We start from the raw sequence: 23,792 nt of genomic DNA, 5'->3' as shown, positions 1-23,792 counted from the left end.
GAGTGGCCGCTCTCAGACGTCCGCCGAGGTGCCGGGGGCCAGGCGCAGGTGCTCCGCCCCGCCCAGGGCACCGATCTGGCGGTCGTAGATGGGGCGGGCGAGGTCGGTGAGGAGCGCGTCGTGGATGTCGTACGCGCGCTGGGGCCCGACCTCCCGGACGTAGTCGATGACCTCGGAGATCTTGCTCCAGGGGGCCATGACGGGGAGCATCAGCGTCTCGACGGCGTGGTCGGGGACGGTGAGGGCGTCGCCGGGGTGGAAGACACGGCCGCCGTCGACGAGGTAGCCGACGTTGGTGATGCGCGGGATCTCCGGGTGGATGACGGCGTGGAGCTCGCCATGGACCTGGACGTCGAACCCGGCGGCGGTGAACGTGTCGCCGTGGCCGACGGTGTGGACCCGGCCCGGGAAGGCGGCGGAGATCTTCTCGGCGACCGAGCGCAGCGTCCAGATCTCGGCGGCCGGGTTGCCCTCCAGGGCCGTCCGCAGCCGTCCTTCGTCGAAGTGGTCGGGATGCTCGTGCGTCACCAGGACGGCGTCCGCGCCGGCCGCGGCGTCCTCCTCGCTGAACCCGCCCGGGTCGATGACGAGCGTGCGTCCGTCCTTCTCCAGACGGACGCAGGCGTGCGACTTCTTCGTGAGCTTCATGGGTCCATCCTGCCCCCGGCCACCGGTGCCCCGCCCCCTGGTGGCCGGGCCCCTGATAGCCGGGCCCGTCGCCCGGTCACTCCTCGGGCGTGGTCTCCTCGCGGATGACCTGCTGGGCCACCCGGAACGCGCTGTTCGCGGCCGGCACCCCGCAGTAGACGGCGGCCTGGAGGAGGACTTCCTTGATCTCGTTCGGGGTGAGGCCGTTGCGGAGGGCGGCGCGGGTGTGGAAGGCGAGTTCGTCCAGGTGTCCGCCGGCGACGAGGGCGGTCAGCGTGACGCAGCTGCGGGAGCGGCGGTCGAGGCCGGGCCGGTCCCAGATCTCGCCCCAGGCGTAGCGGGTGATGAACTCCTGGAAGTCGCCGGAGAACTCGTCCGCCGAGGCCAGCGCCCGGTCGACGTGCGCGTCGCCGAGCACCTCGCGGCGGACCTTGAGGCCGGTGTCGTACGGGTCCGGTCTCCCCAGCGCCTCGGGCTGGACGGCGGCCGGGGCGATCTCGGCGACCGGTCCGCTCTGCGGCGGGACGGCGGCGAGGGCCGGTTTGACCGGGGCCGCCGGGATGGCGACCTGGCCGGTGGTGGAGTCGTAGGCGGGCTGCCAGGCCGTGGAGAAGTGGCGGACGAGGAGGTCGGTGACCGCGGCGGGCTGCTCGACCGGCACGAGGTGCGAGGCGCCGGGGACGACGGCGAGCCGGGCGTCCGGGATGCCCGCGACGAGCGTGCGGGCCTCGGCGGGGCCGGTGACCTGGTCGTCGGAGCCGACGAGGACCAGTGTGGGGACACCGATGCGGCCGAGCTCGGCGCGGACGTCGAACGAGGCGAGCGCCTCGCAGGCGGCGATGTAGCAGCCGGGGTCGGTGGTGCGGACCATCTGCACGGCCCACTCGGTGATCGCGGGCTGCGCCGCCGCGAACCCGCCGGTGAACCAGCGGTCCGGGGACGTCCGGGCGATCGGGTCGAGACCGTTCGTCCGGACGATCACCCCGCGCTGACGGAACTCGTCGGCCGTGCCGAAGCGGGGCGAGGCGGCGATCAGCGCGAGGGAGGCGAGGCGTTCGGGGTGGCGCAGCGCGAGTTCGGCCCCGATGGCGCCGCCCAGCGCGCAGCCCGCGTAGCCGAAGCGCTGCACGCCGACGGCGTCGAGCGTGGCCAGCAGGCGGGCGGCCAACTCGGTGACCGAGCCGCCGGGGTACGCGGGCGCGCCGCCGTGGCCCGGCAGGTCGAAGCGGAAGATCCGCCACTGTTTGGTCAGTTCCGGGACCTGGCGGTCCCACATGTGCCAGGTCGTGCCGAGCGAGGGCCCGAGGATCAGGACCGGGGCGTCGTCCGGCCCGTCGAACCGGTACTGGAGGGCGGGGATCTGCGTCTCACTCACCGCTCCACGCTAACGTCCCATCCTTGGTGCTCGGTCCCAGGCCCCCGAATACGCCCGGACGACTCCCGAACATCAGCGGGCAACTCTCACACCGTCTTCACCGGAGCGCAGGTCACAGGCCGGGCATACCGCCTGCGCGGGACGACCGACGAGGACATCGAACAAATATCCCCGCGTGTCTCGCGTCTCGCGTCTCGTGTCTCGTGTCTCGCGTCTCGCGTCTCGCGTCTCGCGTCTCGCGTCTCGCGTCTCGCGTCTCGCGTCTCGCGTCTCGCGTCTCGCGTCGGGGGGCGGGGTTCGGTGACGGGGGTCGCGTCGCTGTCTTCGGCTGGGGGAGGTGGCGGGGCGAGCGGTCGGGCGTCCGGGCCCGGGAGCCCGTGCTCGTCGCCGTCAGTCGTCCGTGGCTCCCAGGCCCGTCAGCGCGCCCACCGGGTCGAGGTCCGGTATGCCTCTCGGCCACCAGTCGTCGTGGCCCGGTTCGGACTCGTACGCGTACCAGAGGCCGTCGCGGCCGAGGCGGAGTTGGACGTGGCCGCGGGGGTGGGTGAGGTGGTTGCGCCAGGGGCGGAAGGCTGGGAGGTCGGCGGCGAGCAGCAGGGGGCGGGCGCGGTCGAAGCGGCCGGCCGGGGGGTCCCAGGGTTCCTCCAGGACGGCCAGGCCTTCGAGGCCGCCCTGCCGCCAGGCGGCCACCGCGCGCGCCAGGTCCGCCGGGGGGCGCCCGGTGGCTGCGGCCAGGGAGGAGTAGAGGGCGCGGGTCGTGGCGGTGAGACCGGAGCCGGGGCGGGCGGCGGCGAGCCGTACCGCGTCCTGCCACAGCGTCAGTTCGGCCACCGGGTCGTGTCCCGTGGTGAGCAGCGCGTGCGCGCGGGCCGCCGCGTCGGTGGCCAGCTGGTCCAACGCGAACGGGTCGGGGCCGCCCGGTGCGCCCGGGTACACCGGCGGCTGTTCCGGGTGCGGCGGCGGGGGCAGCGGGGCGGGCAACGGCGGGAGGCTGCGCGGGGCGAGGGCGTCGCGGGCCGGAACACCGGGCAGCGGCGCGGGTTCCTGCTCCTGCGCGGCCCGCGCCGCACGGGCCGCGTTCCGCCGCGACAACGCGTCGAGCACGTCCCGCTCGCCCCGGCCCCGCAGCAGCAACAGCACGAACGGGTCCTCGTCCAGCAGTCGCGCCGTCTGATAGCAGAGCGCGGCCGCGTGCTTGCACGGGTGCCCGAAGTCGGGGCAGCTGCAACGGGGTTCGAGCTCCCCGGGCCCCGGCAACAGCCGCACGCCCCGCCCGACTCCCACCCCGCGCCCGGAGCCGACGCCTGCTGCGGGGCCGGCGCCAGGACCCGCAGCGGGACCGGTTCCACGGCCTGCTGCGGCTCCGGCTCCGGCTTGCGGTCCCGGTCCGGCTTCGGTCCCCGGTCCTGCTTCGGTCCCCGGTCCGGCCTCGGTCCCCGGTCCGCCTTCTGAACCGGCTTCGGGCCCCGGCCCGGGTTCGAAACCAAGCCCGGGTTCGCTTCCAGCTCTACGTCCCCCTTCGGGGGCGGCTCCGGACCCAGCCCCAGCGAGAGTGTGCGGCAGTTCCTTGTCCAACAGCGCGGCGATGTGGCCCGGTTGCTCCGCCGCCGCGTCCAGGAAGCGGTCCCATTCGTCGTCGTCCAGAGTCCGCAGGCGGAGCTGCACCCGGTACGGCCGAGGCCTGCTGCCATGTACGTACGCCAGCACCAGGCCCGGTGTGACGGTGATCGCGTCCACGTGCCCCTTGTCGGCGTACGCCCGCCCACGCGCCAGCCGCGCCGCGTCCAACGCGCCCTCTTCCAGAGCCGCCACCCACGCGTTGCCCCACCAGCTCTCCGCGAACGCCTCCCCGGCCGAGGGGCGCGACGGGAACGGGCGGAAGGTACGCCGCAGTTCACCGTCCCGGGAGGGCGCGGCCATGGTGCGGGGGACGCGAGGGGTCGAGGGGGCGTCCGGCCACGGGGCGCCGGACCGGTCGCCGCGGGACCGGTCGGCGTCGGCGGGGTCGGCAGCGGGGCTGCCGTCGCTCAGGGACGCGAGGGCCTGCGAGGCTCGCCGACCGGCTCCGGATGACGGGGCGTTGGGTGAGTCGTGCCGTCCGGCACCCGGCCCGGGGACGGCCTCCGCGTCGGGTACGGCCGAGGAGGCTTCCCGCCGCGCGGAGGGACCGCCTGCGTCGGTGGACGGGTCGTGCGTGGTGCGGGCATCGACGACGGGGCCACGGGGCGCGCGGTCGCGGATCCCGGCCTCGCGCTGCGGCGGCGGCTCGCTGTCCTCGCCCGCCGCTGCCCCGCCGCCACCGCCCCGCTCGGTGTCCGCGCCCATGGTCGAGGTCTCGTCGGGTTCCGGCTCCTCGGAGGGCAACGTGAAGGCGTCGACGAGCAGTTCGCGTACGTCCCGGACCCGGCTTCCCGAAGCTCCGTCCCCGGGGGCACCCTCTGGGGCACGCTCTTCGGGGACACCTCCCAAGGCCCGGCCTCCCAGGGCGTCCCCCGAGGCCCGGCTTCCCGTTTCCCGGCTTCCCGTCGTCCGGTCGCCGCCGGCACCACCGGCACCACCGGCACCACCGGCACCACCGGCACCACCGAGGGTCCCTCGCGACTCCTGCGGCCGGTTGGGCGACGGCGGACCAGCTGACCGCCGCGAGACCCGGCCCCCCTTGCCGGGGGCCTCGGCACGAGTGCCCTCCGCCTCGGCACGGGCCCGCTCGGCCGCATCGCGTGCGGCGCGCAACGCCTCGCGCGCGATGTCGCCGGGGCGGGCGCCAGGGTTGGTGCTCTCCTCGGTGCGAGCACCCGCCCCGGTCTCCTCACGGGGCCGCGCACCAGGCTCGGTTCCGTCACCCGTCCGGGCACCTGCCGGGGGCTCCCCGCCAGGACGGGCGCCGAGCTCGTCCACCTCACCGGCCCGGCCGGCGGGCGCGAGCCCCGCACCGAGCGGGGCGCCTGTCGGCTCGGCAGAAGCGCGCTCCGCCGCCCACCCACCCGGAGCCCCGCCCGTCGCCGGCTCGGCAGCGCCCCGCTCCCCCGCCGCCTCCTCGAGTCCGGCCGCCCTGGACTCCGCGGCCCTCCGCAACGCCTCCCGCGCCACGTCACCCGGCCGGGCGGCGGCCTGCGCGGCTGTCCGAGCCCCGGACGCACCCTTCGGCCCCGCTCCACCGGCAGCCGCCGCGGAGCCCGAACCGCGTCGGTCACCGGTCTCGGCCTCGTGCCGGTCCCGTTCCCGCGCCGCGCGCAAGGCCCGGCGGGCCGCGTCGGCGGGCCGGGAGCCGACACCGGAATCCGGCCCGTCCGTGTCCCTGGGCTCCCTGGGCGCTGCCGCCTCCACCTCGCTGGACAGGGACACCCCGTCGGTCTCCTCCCGAAGACTCGCCAGCTCCTCGGCGTCCTCTCCCGCGGGCAGCCGAGCCCCGCCCGCGGTCTCTTCCCCGGCCCGCACGCCTTCCCCGGCGCGCCCCGCCGCGCCCTCCGGCGTCCCCTGTCCCCCGCTCACGCCGATCTCCGCAACGACACCAGGTCGGTCAGCTCCCGGTCCGTCAGTTCCGTGAGGGCCGCCTCGCCGGATCCGAGAACGGCGTCGGAGAGGGCCCGCTTGGCTTCCAGCATCTCGGCGATGCGGTCCTCGACGGTGCCCTCGGTGATGAGCCGGTGGACCTGGACGGGCTGGGTCTGGCCGATGCGGTAGGCACGGTCGGTGGCCTGTTCCTCGACGGCCGGGTTCCACCAGCGGTCGAAGTGGACGACATGTCCGGCGCGGGTGAGGTTCAGGCCGGTGCCGGCCGCCTTCAGGGACAGGACCAGGACCGGCGTCGCCCCGCTCTGGAAGCGGTCCACCATGTGTTCGCGGTCCGTGACCGGCGTGCCGCCGTGGAGCAGTTCGACCGGGACCGCGCGGGCGGCGAGGTGCGCGGTGATCAGGCGGGCCATGCCGACGTACTGGGTGAAGACCAGCGCCGAGCCGTCCTCGGACAGGAGCGTGTCCAACAGCTCGTCCAGCAGGGCCATTTTGCCGGAGCGGGCGGCGAACCGGTCCGCGGCGGCAGCGGCCTCCTCCTTCAGATACAGCGCCGGATGGTCGCAGATCTGCTTCAGGGCGCCGAGGAGCTTCAGGACCAGACCCCGGCGGGCGATGCCCTCCGCCGTCTCGATGGCCAGCAGCGACTCGCGCACGACAGCCTCGTACAGGGCGGCCTGTTCGCGGGTGAGGGGGACGGGGTGGTCGGTCTCGGTCTTGGGCGGGAGTTCGGGGACGATGCCCGGGTCGGACTTCTTGCGGCGGAGGAGGAAGGGGCGGACCAGGCGGGCGAGACGGGTCACCGCCTCCGCGTCCTCGCCGTTCTCCACGGCGCGGGCGTGACGGGCGCGGAAGGACTTCAGGGGGCCCAGCAGGCCCGGGGTCGTCCAGTCGAGCAGGGCCCAGAGTTCGGAGAGATTGTTCTCGACGGGGGTGCCGGTCAGGGCGACACGGGCGGGGGTGGGGATCGTACGCAGGGCCTTCGCCGTCGCCGAGTAGGGGTTCTTCACGTGCTGGGCCTCGTCGGCGACGACCATGCCCCACTCCTGCTGGGCGAGGCGTGGGGCCGTCGAGCGCATCGTGCCGTAGGTGGTGAGGACGAAGCCGTCGGCGAGGTCGTCCAGGGTGCGGTCGGGGCCGTGGAAGCGGCGCACGGGCACACCGGGGGCGAAGCGGGCGATCTCGCGCTGCCAGTTGCCCAGCAGGGAGGCGGGGCAGACGACCAGGGTGGGTTCGGGGCGGGCCCGGCGCAGGTGCAGGGCGATGACCGTGATCGTCTTGCCGAGGCCCATGTCGTCGGCGAGACAGCCGCCGAGGCCGAGGGAGGTCATGAGGTCCAGCCAGGCCAGGCCCCGGAGTTGGTAGTCGCGGAGAGTGGCCGCGAGGCCCGGGGGCGGGTCGACCGGGCCGATGCCCGCCGTCAGACGGTCGCGGAGGGCCGCCAGCGCACCGGCCGGTACCGCTTCCACCGTCTCGCCGTCGACCTCGGCGGTGCCGGTGAGGGCCACGGCCAGGGCGTCCACCGGGTCGAGCAGGCCCAGTTCGCGTTTGCGGGCCTTGCGGACGAGGGCCGGGTCGACGAGGACCCACTGGTCGCGGAGGCGGACGATCGGGCGGTGGGCCTCGGCGAGGGTGTCCATCTCGGTCTCGGTGAGCGGGTCGCCGCCGAGCGCCAACTGCCAGCGGAAGCACAGCAGTTCCTCGCTCTCGAAGAAGCCGGTGCCGTCCGTGGCGGAGCCGGGCGCCGGGCGTACCTCGGCGCGGGCGCTCAGGTCGTGGGCCAGGTCCCGGGGCCAGTGGACCGCGACGCCTGCCGCGCCGAGCCGGGTGGCGGCGACGCCGAGCAGGTCGGACAGCTCGTCCTCGGAGAGCGCGAGGACATCGGGGACGTCCTGCTCGGACAGCCGGTCCAGGGGCGGCCAGACGCGGGCGGCTCGTCGTACGGCGAGGGCGGCGTCCACGCGCGCGCGTGGCCCGAAGGCGTGGTCCGCGTCACCCGCCCACAGTGCCGCCGCGTCGACGACGAGGGTGGGGTCGGCGAGGCTGTGCACCTGGACGACGGCCGCGCCCGCCCGCAGGGCCCCCTCGCTGTCGTCGAAGAGGTCGTGTGCCGCGAGGTCGAGCCGCAGGGAGATACGGACGCCCGCGTCCATGCCGGCGGCCACCTCGGCCGCCCAGTCTCGCGCGTGCGGCAGCCGCTGTCCGGCGTGCGCCGCGAACGGTTTCCCGGAGACGTACGGCGCCGCCGGGCCGCGTGGCAGCGTGTCGGCGACCGCGTCCAGGAAGGACCGCATGAGCGGCTCCGGCTCGGGGAGCCGCAGTGGTCCCTTGCCGGGCAGCGGGACCGCGTGGCCCTCGTACGGCAGTGCCGCGGCGACGGCCCTGAGGTGCGCGATGTCGTCCGGGTCGAGCGGGCCCGCCCGCCACGCGTCGTACCCCTCGGGGGTCAGTCCGGGCAGCAGCCGTCCCCGGGCGATCAGGCGCAGCGCGTGCAGCGCGGCCGCGCCCCAGCAGGCCGTGGCGGGGTGGGCGGCGGGGTCGCGCCGGGCCCGGGCGAGCAGGGGGAGGGCTTCGGCGACCGGCAGGCACACGGCCGGGACGGTGCCCCTGCGGGCTCCTGAGCCGTGCTGTCGGACGACCGTGAGGTCCTCGGTGTCTCCCGGTGGCGGCTCCCCGCCCGCCGGGTCCCAGAAGGCGAACCGGCCGTGGCGGGGCAGCGGGGCCGGCAGGAAGACGGCGGCCAGCCGGACGGGGACGGCCGTCCGCGCGGGGACGGCCTCATCGGCCTCGGGAACAGCTCTGTCCCGCATACGTCCGGTCACCTCCCGCCCTTCGGTCGGAGGAGCCGTCCTGGGTCCGGCTCCGATCAGCTGTCTCCGACTCTACGGGCGGGGTCCGACAATCGGCCCCGGCGACCGGGCGCACGCCCGCCCGCCTCGGGGTCTTCCCTGGTCAGGGTACGGTTCGCGACACCACGTACACCATCGGATGGTCCGGGTTGGACCGGTTCACGACGATGTCGTGGGTGGGTGCGGGGTTCTTCTGGTCGTTGACGAGGCCGTACCAGGGGCCGGTGCCGGTGAAGTCCCAGCCGACGATCCGCCGGTCGCGGGAGTGGATCGCGATCTCGTCGTCGTCCAGGTCGCCCGTGCTGACGCCGATCTGGTTGAGGAAGCTCTCCAGGCCCTCGTTGCTCGTATAGAACTGCACGTAGAGACGGCTGGTCTTCCAGTTGTTCGTCTCGTAGTACGCGACGTGCTTGGAGTACGGCGGGATCGGCACCTGGTAGAGGCGTTGCTGGACCCGGGAGGGCCAGTGGGCGGTGAGGCCGGTCGCCGAGTACTTCTTCTCCTTGTCCTTGCCGCTGTCGCGGCTCTGGTTGGCGGAGATCACCAGATAGCCGGCGGGTACGCCGATGAGCAGCACGATGATCGCCAGAGTGATCGCCCGGCGGCGGTTCCGGTGGCGGCGGTTCTCGGTGGGCCGCTCCGGCTCCTCCGGGGAGGAGCCCTGATGCGGCACCGAGGCGGTCACGCGGAGTCCTGGGGGGTGCGACGGGCCTCCACGTACCGCGCGTAACGCTCGTACCGCTCCACCCGGCGCCGGTTGGCGCGGCGGAAGCGGCGGGCGACGAGTCTCGCGAGGTCGGCGGCGCCCACCATGCCGGCCTCGGGCCCGAGCTGGGCGCGCGCGATCCGGGCCTCGGGGCGGTAGCCGCGTCCGGTGAGGTGGCGGCGGAAGGCGTCCCGGGCCGGGCCGATCAGCAGGTCGTCGGCGGCCGAGACACCGCCGCCGATGACGAAGCAGGACGGGTCGAGGGCGGCGGCCAGGTTGGCGATGCCGACGCCGAGCCACTGGCCGATGTCCTGGAGCAGTTCGATGCACATCGCGTCGCCCTCGCGGGCCAGCTCGGTGATCATCGGTCCGGTGATGTCGGCGATGTTCCCCTTGACGTGCTCGATGATCCCGTACGCCACCGGGGAGTCGGCCGCCGCGAGTTCGCGGGCCTCCCTGACCAGGGCGTTTCCTGAGCTGTACTGCTCCCAGCAGCCGCGGTTGCCGCACGGGCAGCGGTGGCCGCCGGGCACGACCTGCATATGGCCGAACTCGCCCGCGACGCCGAACTTGCCGCGCTTGACCTGGCCGTCCTCCAGGATCGCGCCGCCGATGCCGGTGCCGAGCGTGATCATGACCAGGTGGTCCTCGTCGCGGCCGGCGCCGAAGCGCCACTCGGCCCAGGCGGCGGCGTTGGCGTCGTTGTCGACCAGGACCGGCACCGCGAGCCGGCCGGCGAGGCGGTCGCGCAGCGGCTCGTTGCGCCAGGACAGGTGGGGGGCGAACAGCACGCGGTTGCGGTCCGCGTCCACCCAGCCGGCGGCGCCGATGCCGACGGCGTGCACGTCGTGCCGGTCGGAGAGGTCCAGGACCAGTTCCGTGATGGTGTCCTCGACGACCTGGGGGCTCTTCGACTTGTCCGGGGTCTCCGTGCGGAGCTTCTCCAGGATGTTGCCGTCGGCGTCCACGACGCCCGCCATCACCTTCGTGCCGCCGATGTCGATACCGACGGTGGGGACGCGGGGGGCCGTCAGGTGGGAGCGGCGCTCGCGCGTTCCCACGGTCCGCAGGACGGTGGCCCGCGCGGAGCCGCGGTGGGTGAAGTCGCGGTAAGTGCTCATCGGACCGATTCTGCCTTAACGCTCCGCTGGGTGGGGCGTGGGGGCGTGGGGTGCGATCGGTTGTTTTTCGGGTGCGGGTCCGGTGGGGGCTGGTCGCGCGGTTCCCCGCACCCCTTGAAGGCGCAGGGGGCGCCCCTCGCTCACGACCTCACCAGGAGTTGGAAATCAAACGAATAGCGCGACGCTCGGTAGATGTGGGTGCCGTATTCGACCGCTCGTCCCGTGTCGTCGAAGGTCGTGCGCTGCATGGTGAGAAGGGGGGCGTTCGCGGGTTCGCCGAGGCGGTCGGCTTCCTCCGGCGTCGCCGACTTCGCGCCGATCGTCTGGCGGGCGCTGTGGAGGGTGATGCCCGCGGAGCGCATGAGGCGGTAGAGACCGGTGGCTTCCAGCTGGGGGGAGTCGAGGTCGAGGAGGTCGGTGGGAAGGTAGTTGCAGAGGTAGGCCATGGGCTCGCCGTGGGCCAGACGGAGTCGCTCGATGCGGTGGACTTCGCTGCCCTCCGCGACGGCGAGGGCTGCGGCGACCTCGGCGGAGGCGGTGACGGTGGCGTTGTGGAGGACGCGGGTGGCCGGGCGCTGGCCGGCGGCCTCCAGGTCGTCGTAGAGACTGCTGAGCTCCAGAGGCCGTTTGACCTGGCTGTGGACGACCTGGGTGCCCACGCCGCGGCGGCGTACGAGCAGGCCCTTGTCGACGAGTGACTGGATGGCCTGGCGGACGGTCGGGCGGGACAGGCCGAGGCGGGCGGCCAGTTCGATCTCGTTGCCCAGCAGACTGCCCGGGGTCAGCTCGCCGTGCTCGATCGCGGCCTCCAGCTGCTGGGACAGCTGGAAGTAGAGCGGGACCGGACTGCTGCGGTCGACGCTGAGCTGGAGCGACACGGTCGGAGCCACTTCTGGTTTCGGCACGGGCCGAGCGTAGCCCCGGTGCTGGGTGACGGGAAGTTGCGTAGTTCGGTTGTCCGGACAAACCATTGACACGGCGGCAGGTGCGACCCCACTTTGTTTCCCATGCGCATCGGACTCATCGGGGCAGGTCGCATCGGGACGTTTCACGCGACCACCCTCAGCCGGCATCGTGATGTCGGCTCTCTGATCATCACGGACGTCGACCCGGCTCGGGCCCATGACCTCGCGGACCGCCTCGGCGAGACGGTGGCACCGGGCGTGGACGAGATCTTCACCTGGGGTGTGGACGCCGTGGTCATAACGGCCGCGACCTCGGCCCATGGCGAACTGATCGGTCGGGCAGCACGCTCGGGCCTCCCGGTGTTCTGCGAGAAACCCATCGCCGTGGACCTGCCCGGCACCTTAAGCGCGTTGACCGAGGTCGACGCGGCCGGGACGGTGCTGCAGATGGGCTTCCAGCGGCGCTTCGACTCCGGCTATGTCACCGCGCGGGAAGCCGTACGCGCGGGCCGGCTCGGACGGCTGCACACCGTACGGGCGCTCACGGCCGATCAGACGCCGCCGCCCGCGGCGTACCTGCCGGTCTCCGGCGGGATCTACCGGGACTGTCTGATCCACGACTTCGACATCGTGCGGTGGGTGACGGGGCGCGAGGTCGCCACGGTGTACGCCACCGGGTCGGACGTCGGGCACCCGATGTTCCGGGAGGCGCACGACCTCGACACGGCGGCCGCCGTGCTCACGCTGGAGGACGGCACGCTGGTCACGGCCACGGCGGCGCGGGTGAACGGCGCCGGGTACGACGTACGCCTGGAGCTGGCCGGCGAGCTGGACACCGTGGTGGTCGGGCTGGACGACCGTACGCCGGTCGCGTCCACGGAGCCGAAGGGGCCACCGCCCGCCGACAAGCCGTGGACCGGCTTCCTGGAGCGTTTCGCCGCCGCCTACGAGGCGGAGATCGCCGCGTTCGTCGAGGTGGTGCGCGGGGAGCGGGCGAACCCGTGCGACGGCCGGGAGGCACTCCAGGCGCTCCGGGTCGCCGAGGCGTGCGAGCTGTCCCGGCGGGAACACCGGCCGGTGAACCTGGGCGAGATTCCGGGCGGCCGGGAGTAGCGCCCTGGCCTCCGGCCCGGCCCGCAGGGTTTCGCCCCGGGCCGGACGGTTCCGCGTGAGGTCGCGGCTGCGGGTACGTCGTGGCTGGTCGCGCAGTTCCCCGCGCCCCTGAAAAGCAGGGGCTGCGCCCCGTGCTTTTCCAGGGGCGCGCAGGGCCGTGTCTTTAAGGGGCGCGGGGAACTGCGCGAGAAGCCCCACCGGACCCGCGGATGGGGGTAGAAGGGGCACCGCCCCTGAGGGATGGGACGGGTAGGGGCGGCGGGGGCGAAAAGTCGTCCTCACCAACGCACGGGCAGGCTCCTCACCCCCCGTATGAGCATCCCGGGCATCCACTCCCCGGGTGGGCCGTCCAGGGCCAGATCGGGGCAGCGTTCCAGGAGGGCGCGGACGGCCACACGGGCCTCCAGACGGGCCAGGGGCGCGCCGAGGCAGAAGTGGATGCCGTGGCCGAAGGCGAGGTGGCCGCGGGTGTCGCGGTGGATGTCGAAGCGGTCGGGGGCGGGATAGCGGGTGCCGTCGCGGTCGGCGGCGGTCAGGCCGATCATCACCGAGTCGCCCGCCGGGATGGTCGTGCCGCCGATGTCCAGCGGCTCGGCGGCGAAGCGGAACGTCGCGTTCTCCACCGGTCCCTCGTGGCGCAGCGTCTCCTCCACGACCGCGTCGACGAGGCTCATGTCGGCCCGTACCTGGGCGAGTTGTCCGGGGTGGGTGAGGAGCGCGTGGACGGCGCCGGTGACGAGGTTGACCGTGGTCTCGTGGCCGGCGATGAGGAGGATGAAGGCCATGCCGCGCAGTTCGGCGGGGGACAGGCGGTCGCCGTCCTCGTCCGTCGTGCGGATCAGGGCGCTCAGCAGGTCGTCGGCGGGCGGGGAGCTGCGTTTGTCGTCGATCAACTCGCCCAGGTAGGCGGCGAGTTGGACGTAGGCCTCGTGCTCGCTCTCGCCGCTGGTCGGGGCCACCGCCTCCGTGGACAGCTTGCGGAAGGCCGCCCGGTCGAACTCGGGCACGCCGAGCAGCTCGCAGATGACGGTGAGCGGCAGCGGGTAGGCGAACGACTCCACCAGATCGGCGCGGCCCCGCGGCAGCATCGTGTCCAGCAGCGAGTCGGTGATCTCCTGAACCCTCGGCCGCAACCGCTCGACCCGGCGCGCGGTGAACTCGCGGGCTATCAGCCCGCGCAGCCGGGTGTGCTGGGGCGGGTCGGCGACCAGCAGATACGTGCCGATCAGCTCCTCGTCGAGGAACGTCACCCCGACCTTCGAGCCGTCCTTCGCCAGCCGGGGATCGGCGAGCGCCGCCCGCGCCTCCTCGTACCCCACGACGAGCCAGACCTCCTGGTGCACGTCGGGCTTCGGCAGCCGGACCCGGTGGACGGGGCCGCGCTCGCGCAGCTGGGCGTAGACGGGGTGCGGGTCCTCGGTGAACCTCGGCCCGTACTCCCCCAGATCGATCACTTTCGTCTGTTTCATCTGTCCCATGAGTCCCCCCTCGCCCGTACAACGTGCCGGTCCGCCCACGAGTGCCCCGCCCCTCGCCCCGGCCGCGCCCGGCGCCCTCCGGGCCCGTCCTCCGGCGCCCGTCTGCCAGGGCGTGTATCGGAGGTGGATCTAGCGCCCGTCGTCCTCCAGCAGTCCCGCGTCGTACGTCAACAGGGCGATCTGCACACGGTTGTTGAGGTCGAGTTTGGCGAGGATGCGGGAGACGTGGGTCTTGACGGTGGCCACGCTCAGGAAGAGTTCGCCGGCGATCTCGGCGTTGGAGGCGCCGCGGCCGACGGCGACGGCCACCTCGCGTTCGCGGTCGTTGAGGGCGGCGACGCGGGAACGGGCGGTGGCGCGCCGGGTGTCGGGTGCGCTGCCGGCGGCGTGTGCCATCAGACGGCGGGTGACGGCCGGCGAGAACACGGGGTCGCCGGCCGCGACCCGCCGTACCGCCTCGACGATCTCGGCGGGCGGGGTGTCCTTCAGGACGAAACCGGCGGCGCCCACGCGCAGGGCACGCAGCACCTGGTCGTCGGCGTGGAAGGTGGTGAGGACGACGACCTGGGGCGCGTCCGCGCGGGCGCGGAGCCGCTCGGTGGCCGAGAGACCGTCGACGGTCGGCATCCGGATGTCCATGAGGACGACGTCGGGCCGCGTGCGGTCGACGAGGGCGTCCACCTCGTCGCCGTCGGCGCCCTCGCCCACGATCTCGATGTCGTCGGCGCCGCCCAGCATGAAGGAGAGTCCGGCGCGCACGAGGGGGTCGTCGTCGACGAGGAGCAGTCGGATCACGGTCATCGGCCCATCGTTCGTCGCAGCACGGTCATCGGCCCACCGTTCGGATGTCGGTCATGGAGCACTACCGTAATGACGCTTCGTCGTGGACCGCCGCGTTGCCGGGGGCCGACCCGTTAGTGTCGGCCGGTACGGCTTTCAACTGACGGAGGAATCAGGTGCGTTACCGACTCCTGGGCCGGACCGGGCTCCGCGTCTCCGAGCTGTTCCTGGGCGCCATGACGTTCGGGGAGCAGGGCGGGGTGGGGGCGCCCCCCGAGGAGTGCGCGCGGATCCTCGACGTGTACGCGGAGGCCGGCGGCAATGTGATCGACACGGCGGTCAACTACCGGGGTGGGGAGAGCGAGCGGATCGTCGGCGACCTGCTCAAGGGGCGGCGCGACCGTTTCGTGCTGTCCACCAAGTACACCGTCTCCCGTGACGGCACCGACCCCAACGCCGCCGGCAACCACCGCAAGAACCTCGCGCTCTCCCTGGAGACGAGCCTGCGCCGGCTGGGCACCGACTACGTCGACATCTACTGGGTGCACATCTGGGACCGGAACACCCCGGTCGAGGAGACGATGCGCGCCCTCGACGACGCCGTACGGTCCGGGAAGGTGCTGTACGTCGGCATCTCGGACGCCCCGGCCTGGGTGGTCTCACGCGCCAACACCCTCGCGGAGTGGCGGGGTTGGTCGCCGCTGTCGGCGCTCCAGGTGCCGTACAGCCTGCTCAACCGGGACATCGAGCGCGAACTGCTGCCGATGGCGGAGGCGTTCGGCATGTCGGTGGCGGCCTGGAGCCCGCTGCAGAACGGCGTCCTGTCGGGCAAGTACACCCGGCCGGGCGGGGTGACGCCGGGCACCGCGACCCGGCTGTCCGCCGAGGTGATCGGGGAGCGCGAGCGCGCGGTGGCGCAGGCCGTGCGGACCGCCGCGGACGAACTCGGCGCCACCCCGGCCCAGGTGGCCATCGCCTGGACCATGGCCCACTCCCCCGCCGTGCACCCCGTCCTCGGCGCCCGCCGCGTCGAGCAGCTGATGGACAACCTGGGCGCCGCCCGGCTCGTCCTCCCCGCGGAGGTGCTGGCCCGGCTGGAGGAGACCACCGACTTCCGCCTCGGCTTCCCCGGCGACTTCATCGACGAGGCGTCGGCGTGGGTGTACGGGTCGGCGGGGCAGCGCGTGGTGCCGCGTACGGGTTGACAGCCTGGGCCGGGTGGTCGGCTCGGTCGCCCTCAGGCCCTCAGACCCTCAGGCCCTCAGGCCCTCAGGCGTACGCCGTACCGGGTGCGCAGGCGGCGTACCTCCCACCACGCGACGGCCGTCACCGAGGCCGGGCCGCCGACGAGGGCGGCGAGCTGGACCAGGGGCGGGCCCGGCGGCAGTCCGCCGACGGCCAGGTTGATGGCGGAGAACTCCCACACCAGGGCTCCGGTGAGCAGCGCCGGGAGGGCCGGGTGCACGTCGGCGGTGTTGAAGGCGCTGCGCACGGCGGGCCCGGAGGCGAAGGCGATGAAGAGCAGCACCCAGAGCAGCGGCACGAGGAGGGCGAGCGGCGCCCAGACGTTCATGTCCTTCCCCAGGTAGGTGCGTGTGGAGTAGATCGCGCCGCCGAGGAGCGGCACGGCGGTGAAGGCGCCGACGTACCACAGGGCCGATTTCCCGGCGGTACGCAAAGGGGTGCGCATGGCCCGTCGTGTGGCCGGCGACGACCAGCGGAAGAGGGCCGCGACGACCACGGGCGCGCTGAGCAGCAGCAGCCAGGGGGTGATGGTCAGCCGCATCATGAACTGCTGCTGCGCCTGGTCCACGTCCTCGGGTCTGCCGTACGCCGCCAGGATCAGCAGGGACATGAGGGTGGCCGTCCAGGCCCGTTTCCGCTGCATCCGCGTCACGTCGTCGTCCACGAGGCGGTGGCGGGCGCGGGAGGGGAAGACACGCCGGGCCGGTCGGCGGGCCGAGCGGGCCAGGGGGTAGCCCACCAGCAGGCCGACCACCATCGGCCACGCGCACATCACGGCCATCGCCCAGAGACAGCCGTGCAGCCGCAGCCCGCTCAAGAACTCCTTCAGCGGGGGCCATTCGTCCTCCCGCATCCGCCGCACGAGGGTGGGCGGCGGTTGCGGACCGTACGGGTAAGGGGGGTTGGGGCCGTACGGTGGTGGTCCCGGCTGGGGCGGGACGTACGGTCCCTGGGGCGGTGGAGGCGGGGGGTACGGTCCTCCGTTCGGCTGCCAGGGCGGCTGATACGGGTTGTGTCCCCCGAAACTCACTCTGCTGTCCCTCCCGAGACGCACCAGGTGCTCCGTGCCGAACGGCTCGCACGCGTCGTACGAGTCAACTGGCAATCATGCGGGACGAGATGGCGTGGCGCACGCCGATACCCGGGTTCGGCCCCGAGGCGACGCCGTGACCGGCGCCGAGGTGGTGCCGGTGACCGGCGCCGAGGTGATGGCGGTGTTCAGGCCCAGGGCAGCCAGGCCCGCACCCCGAACCCGCCGTCCTGCTCGGGGCCGTGGTCCAGGCGGCCCCCGGCCAGCGTGGCGCGCTCGATGAGGCCGATGAGGCCCTGGCCGGAGCCGGGGACGTGCGGAACCTCCCCCGGGGGCGCCGGATTGCGTACGCGGACGGTGAGTCCGTCGCCCGGGGCGCCCGCCACGGTGACGGTGACCTCGGCGCCGGGGGCGTGCTTGCGTGCGTTGGTCAGGCACTCCTGGGTGATGCGGTAAGCGGTGCGGCCGACGGAGGCGGGGACGGCGGCGCCGTCGGTGACGTGCTGGTCGAGGACGACCTTCATGCCGGCCTCGCGGCACTCGGAGACGAGCGTGTCGAGCCCGGTGAGGGTCGGCTGGGGGCGCCCGGCGTCGTCGGGTTCACCCGCGCGGAGCACCCCGATGATCTCCCGCAGGTCCTGCAGGGCCTCGTGGGCGCTCTCCCGGATGACACCCGCCGCGCGGACGATCTCGGCGCGGGGCGCGTCGGGCCGGAACTCCAGCGCGCCCGCGTGCACGCTCAGCAGCGTCAGGCGGTGCGCCAGGACGTCGTGCATCTCGCGCGCGATGGCCTCCCGGGCGAGCCGTTGCGCCTGCTCGGCCCGGAGCGCCGCCTCCGTCTCGGCGCGTCGGGCGCGGTCCCGGAAGCTCAGCATGAGCTGCCGCTTGGAGCGAACGACCATGCCCCAGCCGACGATCGCGGCGGTGAGGAGCAAAGCGAGGAAGACCGCCCAGGGGTAGGTGACGTCGGGGTCGGGGCGCAGCCAGAAGAACAGCGGGTTCAGTACGAGGGACGCGCCGCCGATCCAGGCCACGTACCGGAACGGCCGGTGCACCGTGAGGGTGAAGAGGGCGACCAGGCCGGCGCCGCCCGCGGTGTTGGAGACGAAGCAGACCGGGACCATCGCGACGGCGAGGCCGACCGGCCAGCGGCGCCGCAGCCAGACGGCGGCGCAGGCGAGGGCGCCCAGCACCTGGTCGAGAACGGCGAAGGCCTGGGGCAGATCGGGTTCGTTCCTGACCGTGTCCAAGCCCAGGAGACCGATGAACACGGCCAGCAGGAAGCAGGTGAAGTCGACGACCCAGTCGCGTGCGGTGCGCCGGGGAGGCCGTCCGGGGTGTCCGTTCCCGGGATCGTGGTCGGGGTCGGGGTCGAGCAGGGCCGACGGCAACAGCCAGCTCCGCCCCGGGAAGGTCGGGGGCTCCGGCACCGGCTTGTCACCACTCACGGTCGACGAATCTATGCGGAGACGGCCGTCGTTTCCATGCGGAGACGGCCGTCGTTCACCTCCTGTCCGCCGGGATCGCGACCGAAGTCGTGACCCCGTCGACTTTCGGCGGCCCGTCGCCCCGCGGACGGCTACTTCCGTCGGACAGGCCTCGCCCCGCGGCCGATGAAGGTGGGGGGACCGCGGGGCGAGGATCTCGGGCATGAAGCAGTTTCTGGAGTTTCTCGGGTTCATCGCGCTGCTGCAGGGCTCCGGCGGTCTGGTGTACGAACTCACCGGCAAGCTGAAGTGGGGGGTGACACAGCGGTGGAGCGCCCTGGACGGCTACGAGATCTATGCGAGCATCGCGCTGATCGTTCTGTCGATCGCCCTGTTCGCGGCGGCGGAGAGCCGGAAGTCCGGCTGACCGTGGTGCCGTTGGCGGCTGTCCGGTGAGCGGTGGCCCGTCCCGGCCGTCTGTCCGGTGGGGGGTGAACAGACGGCCGGGACGGGTGGCTTTCGGATCAGCAGTCGTAGTCGACCAGGTCGAAGGACGCGTAGTGGTCGGCCGTGTAGTAGTCCTCCTGGTAGTCCTCACCGGTGACGATGCGGCGGGCGCCGCGGGTGGAGGAGCCGGGGGTCTTCACCGTGTACTCGTGGTAGTAGCCGGTGGACTGGGCCGGCAGGACGCGTTCCCGGTTCTGGAAGACACTGCCGTCCTGCGTGTACGGGTAGGGGCCGCCCCGGGCGATCAGGTTGAGCGTGGTGTACGCCTGCGACGGCAGGTCGCTGTAGCAGATGCTGCCGACGGCGGCGGCTGCCGGGGTGGCGGTGACGGTGCCGCCCACGAGAAGGGCGGACAGGACGGCGGCTGCTGCGCCGATGCGAGATGCGCGTGGGGGGAATCTCATGGCCACATGATGACGCGCGTAGACAGTGGCATGTCAATGACAAGTTCCATGATTTTCCGGGCACGTCCGGTAAGTTTTCCGGGAGTTAACCGGAGTTCACGAGGGCGCCCGCGATCTTCACACCGCCGACCGCCGGCAGGCCCGTCGCAGGTCAGGCATTCTCCGGGAGTTCGTACGTGCCGTACTCGGGACGCCCCGCGCGTTCGTACGTCTGGATCGACACCCCGGTGCTCGTGATACCGCCCCCGGCGTGGCGGAACGCCGTCGGAAGGGCGCCCTCGGCGAAGAAGCGGCGGCCGGCGCCGAGGACGACGGGGAACGTCAGCAGGTGCACGGTGTCGATCAGGTCGAGGGCGAACAGCGACTGGGCGAGGTTCCCGCTGCCGTGGACCTGCACCTCGCCGTCGGTGCGTTCCTTGAGGGCGGTGACCTCCTTGGCGAGGTCCCCTGAGAGCACGGTCGTGGCGTTCCATTCGGGGTCCGTCACGGTGTTCGAAACGACGTACTTGGGCAGGGAGTTGAGCTTCCCCGCGACCGGGTCGGCCGGGTCCGTGACCTTCGGCCAGTGAGCGGCGAAGATCTCGTACGTCCTGCGGCCCAGCAGGAAGGCGCCGACGCGGCCGAAGACCCCGTCGATGAACCGTCCGAAGTCCTCGCCCCCGTACGGGACGCTCCAGCCGCCGTGCTCGAAGCCGTCGCGGCGGTCCTCGTCGGGGCCGCCGGGGGCCTGGTAGACGCCGTCGAGGGTGACGAAGGAGGTGAGGGAGAGCTTGCCCATGGCGGGTGCCTGCTTTCGATGCGCCGAGGTGGGAGCCGTGGTCCGGTGGGGTCCGCCCGTCCGGCGGGCTCTTCTGTCATCAGGGCAGACCCCGGTGGCGCCCGCAACTCATCGGCGGACCGAGGATGCGGGCCGGCTCGACGGGCCTCGCCCGACCTCGACGTCCGTTCGCCGCCAGCGGTCGGGCGGGGTCGGCGGGTGGGATGGGGGCATGACTACTTCGAACGGAACTGTGAACGACGGCCCCCCGGTCAACGGCGGACGTCCTCTCGACGGCAAGGTCGCCCTCGTGACCGGTGGCAGCCGCGGCATCGGGGCCGCCACGGCCATGCGACTGGCCCGGGACGGCGCGGACGTGGCCGTCACGTATGTGCGCGGCAGGGAGGGGGCCGAGGAGGTCGTACGGGCCGTGGAGGCCCTGGGGCGGCGGGGAGTGGCCCTGCGGGCGGACTCCGGGGATCCCGAGGAGGCGGCGGGTGCGGTGGGGCGGGCGGCCGAGGCGCTGGGCGGGCGGCTGGACGTGCTCGTGAACAACGCCGGTGTCGGGGTGCTGGGGCCGCTGGAGAGCCTGCCGCTCGCCGAGGTGGACCGGGTGCTCGCCGTGAATGTGCGGGGTGTCTTCCTGGCGTCCCAGGCCGCCGCGGCCCGGATGGGGGGCGGCGGCCGGATCATCACCGTCGGGACGTGCATGACACAGCGTGTGCCCGGTCCCGGCGGAACGCTCTACGCGATGAGCAAGTCGGCGCTGGTCGGGTTGACGAAGGCGCTGGCCAGGGAGCTCGGTGAGCGGGGGATCACCGCGAATGTCGTGCATCCCGGGCCGACGGACACGGACATGAATCCGGCGGGTGGGCCGTATGCGGCGGGCCAGGCGGAGATGACCGCGCTGGGGAGGTTCGGGACGGCCGCGGAGGTCGCGTCGATGGTGGCGTATCTGGCGGGGGCGGAGTACGTGACCGGGGCGGAGTTCTCGGTGGACGGGGGGCATGCGGCGTGAAGGGTGTCGCCCCCGCCGCCCCTACCCGTCCCCTCCCTGAGGGCGCTGCCCCTGCGGAACCCGTCACTGCCTCTGCGGAACCCGTCACTGCCTCTGGGGGCTGCCGCCCCCAGGCCCCCGCCAGGGGTGCGGGGGTGGCTCGCCCGTGTGCTTGCCTGCCGGAGCGTCGGGGCTTGTCACGCAGTTCCCCGCGCCCCTGACGGGGCGCTCGTCAGCCGCCCAGTTCCTGGTGGCGGGCCGACAAGCGGGTCTCGCCGTCTTCCGTCAGGGAGCCGAAGAGGCGGAGCCGGGAGATGCCGCCGTCGGGGTAGATGTCGACGCGGGCATGGGTGGCCACGACCGGGCCGTCGAGGACGAAGCGGTGGTTGGTGTCGGGCTGGAGGCGGGTGCGGGGAAGGATCTCGGTCCAGTCGCCGTCGTCGCCGTCCTTCACCGAGACCGTGGCCCAGCCCGCCGCGTTGCCCTTGAGGTAGGCCGTGTCGATCTCCAGGGCGCGGATCTCGGACTGGGCGGCCAGGCGGTAGCGGATCCAGTCGTTGCCCTGGTCGCGGCGGCGGCTGGTCTCCCAGCACTCGTGCATCACCCGGGCGCGGCCGGGCTGGATGGTGTTGGTGGCGGGTGAGTAGAAGAGGTTGGAGGCGTCCTCGGCCAGGCCGCCGTTCTCCAGGGCGACGACGTCGAAGGTGCCGAGGGCGGCCAGCCAGGCCGGGTCCGGCACGACCTCGCCGTACACGCGCAGGCGGGCGATGCCGCCGTCGGGGTGCTGGTTCAGGCGGAGGTGCGTGAAGCGCTGCTCGGCGGAGACCGTGAAGCCGTTCGCCGCGTGGCCGCCGACCGGGGTACGCGGGACGAGGGTCGTCCACTTCACGTCGGCGGCGAGCAGTTCCTCCGGCGACGGGGAGCCCGCCACGCACGCGCCCTCGACGGACACCGCCTGCGGGTAGTTGCCGCGGAAGTGGGCCGTGTCGACGACGATCCCCCGGATCACGCCGGGCGCGCCCAGGCGGATCAGTGCCCAGTCGTGGTCCTCGGCCGTCGGCCAGGGGTGCTCGGCGGAGGCGCCCCGGCGGCGGCGCGTCTCCCAGCCGTCCATGATCTTGCCCTTGTGCCCGAAGTGCTCGGGGTCGAACTCGGCGCGCTCGGGCACCAGCAGGTTCTCGCGCTGGGCGAAGAACTCGTCGTTGGCGGCGACCACACCGGCACCGAGCCTGCGGTCGGCGAGGTCGGCGTACCGCGTGAAGGGGAAGTCGGCGGTGCGGTAGTCCGCGTACGGGTCACCGCCGCCGTACGGGTTCGCGTCGCCGGTGAAGCTCGCAGGCGGGGTGTGCTGCTGCGCCGTCACGATGATCAGGTCTGCCTTTCGGTTGTCGGCCGCCGCGGGTGCGGGTGGGGGTCCCTCTGGTCGAGCGAAGCCGAGAGCTTGGGGGAGTATCAGGGGGTGCGGGTGAGGAGTTGTCCCTTCGGGTCGGTGAACTCGCCGTCCGCGACGATGCGTTCACCGCGCAGCCAGGTGGACTTGACCACGCCGTACAGGGTTTTGCCGGCGTAGGCGGTGACGCGGTTGCGGTGCTGGAGTGCGGCCGGGTCGACGGTGAAGGTCTCGTCGGGGGCGAGGACGGCGAAGTCGGCGTCGCGGCCCGCCTCGATGGCGCCCTTGCGGTCGTCCAGGCCGACGAGGGCCGCCGTGCGCGTGGACATCCAGCCGACCACGTCCTCCAGACCGTGGCCGCGCCTGCGGGCCTCCGTCCAGACCGCCGCGAGGCTCAGTTGCAGGCCGGAGATGCCGCCCCAGGCGGTGGCGAAGTCGTCGGTCTTCAGGTCGGCCGTCGACGGGGAGTGGTCGGTGACCACGCAGTCGATGGTGCCGTCCGCGAGCGCCTGCCAGAGAAGGTCCTGGTTGGCGGACTCCCGGATGGGCGGGCAGCACTTGAACTCGCTCGCCCCGTCCGGGACTTCCTCTGCGGTGAGGGTGAGGTAGTGCGGGCAGGTCTCGACGGTGATGCGTACGCCGTCCCGCTTGGCCCCGGCGATCAGCGGGAGCGCGTCGCTGGAGGACAGATGGAGGACGTGGACGCGTGCGTCGAGCCGCCGGGCCTGGGCGATGAGCGTCGCGATGGCGGTGTCCTCGGCGTCGCGCGGGCGCGAGGCGAGGAAGTCGGCGTACCTGGGGCCGCCCCGCTGCGGGGCCGCGTCGAGGTGGTGCGGGTTCTCGGCGTGCACGATGAGCAGACCGCCGAAGCCTGCTATCTCGGCCAGGGAGCGGGCGAGTCCGTCCTGGTCGAGGTGCGGGAACTCGTCGACGCCCGACGGGGACAGGAAGGCCTTGAAGCCGAAGACCCCGGCGTCGTGCAGGGGCCGCAGGTCCTTGACGTTGTCGGGCAGGGCGCCGCCCCAGAAGCCGACGTCGACATGCGCCTTGTCGGCGGCGACCTCGCGCTTCGTCCGGAGGTGGTCGACCGTCGTCGTCGGCGGGAGGGAGTTGAGGGGCATGTCGACGAGGGTGGTGATGCCGCCGGCCGCCGCGGCGCGGGTGGCGGTCCAGAAGCCCTCCCAGTGGGTGCGGCCGGGGTCGTTCACATGGACATGGGTGTCGACGAGGCCGGGCAGCAGGACGTGGTCGCCGAGGTCTTCCAGGCGCGCGCCGGCCGGTACGTCGGCGTCGTACGGGAGTACGGCCGTGATCCTGCCGTCCGCGACGGCGACCGCGGCGGGGCGCGATCCGTCGGGGGTGATGACACGCGTCGAGCGCAACACCAGTTCAGCCTCGGACACCGGGACCCCTCTCGCCGTACCGCCGTTCACTTCCGCGTAACGGTATTTACTTCCGCGTAACGGAATTCAACGTTCTGTTGAAGGAGTTTTCACCCCCACCCCCGCCCCGTCAAGGGTCACCCCTCCACTGTGCCCCCACCGCGT

At 73.2% G+C, this 23,792-nt stretch carries 19 protein-coding genes; 4 read left to right on the top strand and 15 right to left on the bottom strand.

Annotated elements, in window-relative coordinates; translation table 11 throughout:
- Nucleotides 1-12 precede the first annotated feature (12 nt).
- From OG272_RS39515 to OG272_RS39485, 7 genes are all read right to left on the bottom strand, one after another.
- A complete protein-coding gene (locus OG272_RS39515) occupies nt 13-648 on the bottom strand; it encodes an MBL fold metallo-hydrolase (RefSeq protein ID WP_326575033.1) in 636 nt (211 codons plus the stop codon).
- A gap of 76 nt (nt 649-724) precedes the next feature.
- A complete protein-coding gene (gene pcaC, locus OG272_RS39510) occupies nt 725-2,023 on the bottom strand; it encodes a 4-carboxymuconolactone decarboxylase (RefSeq protein WP_326575034.1) in 1,299 nt (432 codons plus the stop codon).
- A 390-nt stretch (nt 2,024-2,413) separates the two neighbouring features.
- On the bottom strand, nt 2,414-5,515 hold the full coding sequence (locus OG272_RS39505) for an SWIM zinc finger family protein (protein WP_405895657.1): 3,102 nt from the start codon (nt 5,513-5,515) through the stop codon (nt 2,414-2,416).
- A complete protein-coding gene (locus OG272_RS39500; protein WP_327727065.1) occupies nt 5,512-8,346 on the bottom strand; it encodes an SNF2-related protein in 2,835 nt (944 codons plus the stop codon). The genes OG272_RS39505 and OG272_RS39500 overlap by 4 nt, the downstream gene beginning before the upstream one ends.
- Before the next feature lie 142 nt (nt 8,347-8,488).
- Nucleotides 8,489-9,070 (bottom strand): sugar kinase, encoded by a 582-nt coding sequence (locus tag OG272_RS39495; protein WP_326575039.1) that lies wholly within the window; start codon nt 9,068-9,070, stop codon nt 8,489-8,491.
- The gene (locus OG272_RS39490) at nt 9,067-10,212 is read right to left on the bottom strand and encodes an ROK family glucokinase (protein WP_405895656.1); all 1,146 of its coding nucleotides are present in this window, start codon (nt 10,210-10,212) and stop codon (nt 9,067-9,069) included. The genes OG272_RS39495 and OG272_RS39490 overlap by 4 nt, the downstream gene beginning before the upstream one ends.
- Before the next feature lie 140 nt (nt 10,213-10,352).
- Nucleotides 10,353-11,090 carry a GntR family transcriptional regulator gene (locus OG272_RS39485; protein ID WP_326585559.1) on the bottom strand — a complete coding sequence of 246 codons (738 nt, stop codon included), beginning with the start codon at nt 11,088-11,090 and terminating at the stop codon, nt 10,353-10,355.
- Nucleotides 11,091-11,219: 129 nt separating this feature from the next.
- On the opposite strand from OG272_RS39485, the gene OG272_RS39480 reads away from it, so the two are divergent.
- Nucleotides 11,220-12,230, top strand: coding sequence for a Gfo/Idh/MocA family oxidoreductase (locus tag OG272_RS39480; RefSeq protein WP_326575043.1), 1,011 nt, complete (start codon nt 11,220-11,222; stop codon nt 12,228-12,230).
- 278 nt (nt 12,231-12,508) lie between these two features.
- Here OG272_RS39480 and OG272_RS39475 read toward each other — a convergent pair whose 3' ends face one another.
- Nucleotides 12,509-13,699: a cytochrome P450 gene (locus OG272_RS39475; RefSeq protein WP_405896117.1), complete on the bottom strand. Its 1,191-nt coding sequence runs from the start codon at nt 13,697-13,699 to the stop codon at nt 12,509-12,511.
- Nucleotides 13,700-13,837: 138 nt separating this feature from the next.
- On the bottom strand, nt 13,838-14,509 hold the full coding sequence (locus tag OG272_RS39470) for a response regulator transcription factor (protein WP_326575045.1): 672 nt from the start codon (nt 14,507-14,509) through the stop codon (nt 13,838-13,840).
- 155 nt (nt 14,510-14,664) lie between these two features.
- Here OG272_RS39470 and OG272_RS39465 point away from each other — a divergent pair, with 155 nt between their 5' ends.
- Nucleotides 14,665-15,693 carry an aldo/keto reductase gene (locus OG272_RS39465; protein WP_326575047.1) on the top strand — a complete coding sequence of 343 codons (1,029 nt, stop codon included), beginning with the start codon at nt 14,665-14,667 and terminating at the stop codon, nt 15,691-15,693.
- A gap of 56 nt (nt 15,694-15,749) precedes the next feature.
- On the opposite strand, the gene OG272_RS39460 is transcribed toward OG272_RS39465, so the two are convergent.
- Both OG272_RS39460 and OG272_RS39455 read right to left on the bottom strand, forming a co-directional pair.
- The gene (locus OG272_RS39460) at nt 15,750-16,586 is read right to left on the bottom strand and encodes a hypothetical protein (RefSeq protein WP_405895655.1); all 837 of its coding nucleotides are present in this window, start codon (nt 16,584-16,586) and stop codon (nt 15,750-15,752) included.
- 365 nt (nt 16,587-16,951) lie between these two features.
- Nucleotides 16,952-18,211 (bottom strand): histidine kinase, encoded by a 1,260-nt coding sequence (locus OG272_RS39455; RefSeq protein WP_327727068.1) that lies wholly within the window; start codon nt 18,209-18,211, stop codon nt 16,952-16,954.
- Nucleotides 18,212-18,413: 202 nt separating this feature from the next.
- Here OG272_RS39455 and OG272_RS39450 point away from each other — a divergent pair, with 202 nt between their 5' ends.
- Nucleotides 18,414-18,617 (top strand): hypothetical protein, encoded by a 204-nt coding sequence (locus tag OG272_RS39450; protein ID WP_328505741.1) that lies wholly within the window; start codon nt 18,414-18,416, stop codon nt 18,615-18,617.
- 97 nt (nt 18,618-18,714) lie between these two features.
- Here the strand turns inward: OG272_RS39450 and OG272_RS39445 are convergent, their stop codons facing one another.
- A complete protein-coding gene (locus OG272_RS39445; RefSeq protein WP_326575055.1) occupies nt 18,715-19,101 on the bottom strand; it encodes a ribonuclease domain-containing protein in 387 nt (128 codons plus the stop codon).
- A 151-nt stretch (nt 19,102-19,252) separates the two neighbouring features.
- Nucleotides 19,253-19,879 carry a dihydrofolate reductase family protein gene (locus OG272_RS39440; RefSeq protein ID WP_327727069.1) on the bottom strand — a complete coding sequence of 209 codons (627 nt, stop codon included), beginning with the start codon at nt 19,877-19,879 and terminating at the stop codon, nt 19,253-19,255.
- Nucleotides 19,880-20,090: 211 nt separating this feature from the next.
- On the opposite strand from OG272_RS39440, the gene OG272_RS39435 reads away from it, so the two are divergent.
- Nucleotides 20,091-20,876, top strand: a complete 786-nt coding sequence (locus OG272_RS39435; protein WP_327727070.1) for an SDR family oxidoreductase — start codon at nt 20,091-20,093, stop codon at nt 20,874-20,876.
- Between the two features lie 211 nt (nt 20,877-21,087).
- Here the strand turns inward: OG272_RS39435 and alc are convergent, their stop codons facing one another.
- Together alc and allB are read right to left on the bottom strand one after the other, a co-directional pair.
- On the bottom strand, nt 21,088-22,218 hold the full coding sequence (alc, locus tag OG272_RS39430) for an allantoicase (RefSeq protein ID WP_326575061.1): 1,131 nt from the start codon (nt 22,216-22,218) through the stop codon (nt 21,088-21,090).
- Nucleotides 22,219-22,307: 89 nt separating this feature from the next.
- Entirely contained in the window at nt 22,308-23,648 is a 1,341-nt protein-coding gene (gene allB, locus OG272_RS39425) for an allantoinase AllB (RefSeq protein WP_328505743.1), read from the bottom strand.
- Nucleotides 23,649-23,792: the final 144 nt, after the last annotated feature.

It is taken from the genome of Streptomyces sp. NBC_00104, from assembly GCF_045160825.1.
In the GTDB taxonomy this organism is placed as follows: Bacteria; Actinomycetota; Actinomycetes; order Streptomycetales; family Streptomycetaceae; genus Streptomyces.
The sequence above is the reverse complement of the archived record's forward strand: the minus strand, read 5'-3'. Positions and strand labels throughout refer to the sequence as shown.

Coding starts and splice junctions, on each gene's coding strand:
- OG272_RS39440 (WP_327727069.1), bottom strand. CDS start 19,879: ATGGGCAAGCTCTCCCTCACCTCCTTCGTCACCCTCGACGGCGTCTAC.
- OG272_RS39515 (WP_326575033.1), bottom strand. CDS start 648: ATGAAGCTCACGAAGAAGTCGCACGCCTGCGTCCGTCTGGAGAAGGAC.
- OG272_RS39500 (WP_327727065.1), bottom strand. CDS start 8,346: ATGCGGGACAGAGCTGTTCCCGAGGCCGATGAGGCCGTCCCCGCGCGG.
- OG272_RS39470 (WP_326575045.1), bottom strand. CDS start 14,509: ATGACCGTGATCCGACTGCTCCTCGTCGACGACGACCCCCTCGTGCGC.
- OG272_RS39480 (WP_326575043.1), top strand. CDS start 11,220: ATGCGCATCGGACTCATCGGGGCAGGTCGCATCGGGACGTTTCACGCG.
- OG272_RS39460 (WP_405895655.1), bottom strand. CDS start 16,586: ATGCGGGAGGACGAATGGCCCCCGCTGAAGGAGTTCTTGAGCGGGCTG.
- OG272_RS39445 (WP_326575055.1), bottom strand. CDS start 19,101: ATGAGATTCCCCCCACGCGCATCTCGCATCGGCGCAGCAGCCGCCGTC.
- OG272_RS39490 (WP_405895656.1), bottom strand. CDS start 10,212: ATGAGCACTTACCGCGACTTCACCCACCGCGGCTCCGCGCGGGCCACC.
- OG272_RS39435 (WP_327727070.1), top strand. CDS start 20,091: ATGACTACTTCGAACGGAACTGTGAACGACGGCCCCCCGGTCAACGGC.
- OG272_RS39475 (WP_405896117.1), bottom strand. CDS start 13,699: ATGAAACAGACGAAAGTGATCGATCTGGGGGAGTACGGGCCGAGGTTC.
- OG272_RS39450 (WP_328505741.1), top strand. CDS start 18,414: ATGAAGCAGTTTCTGGAGTTTCTCGGGTTCATCGCGCTGCTGCAGGGC.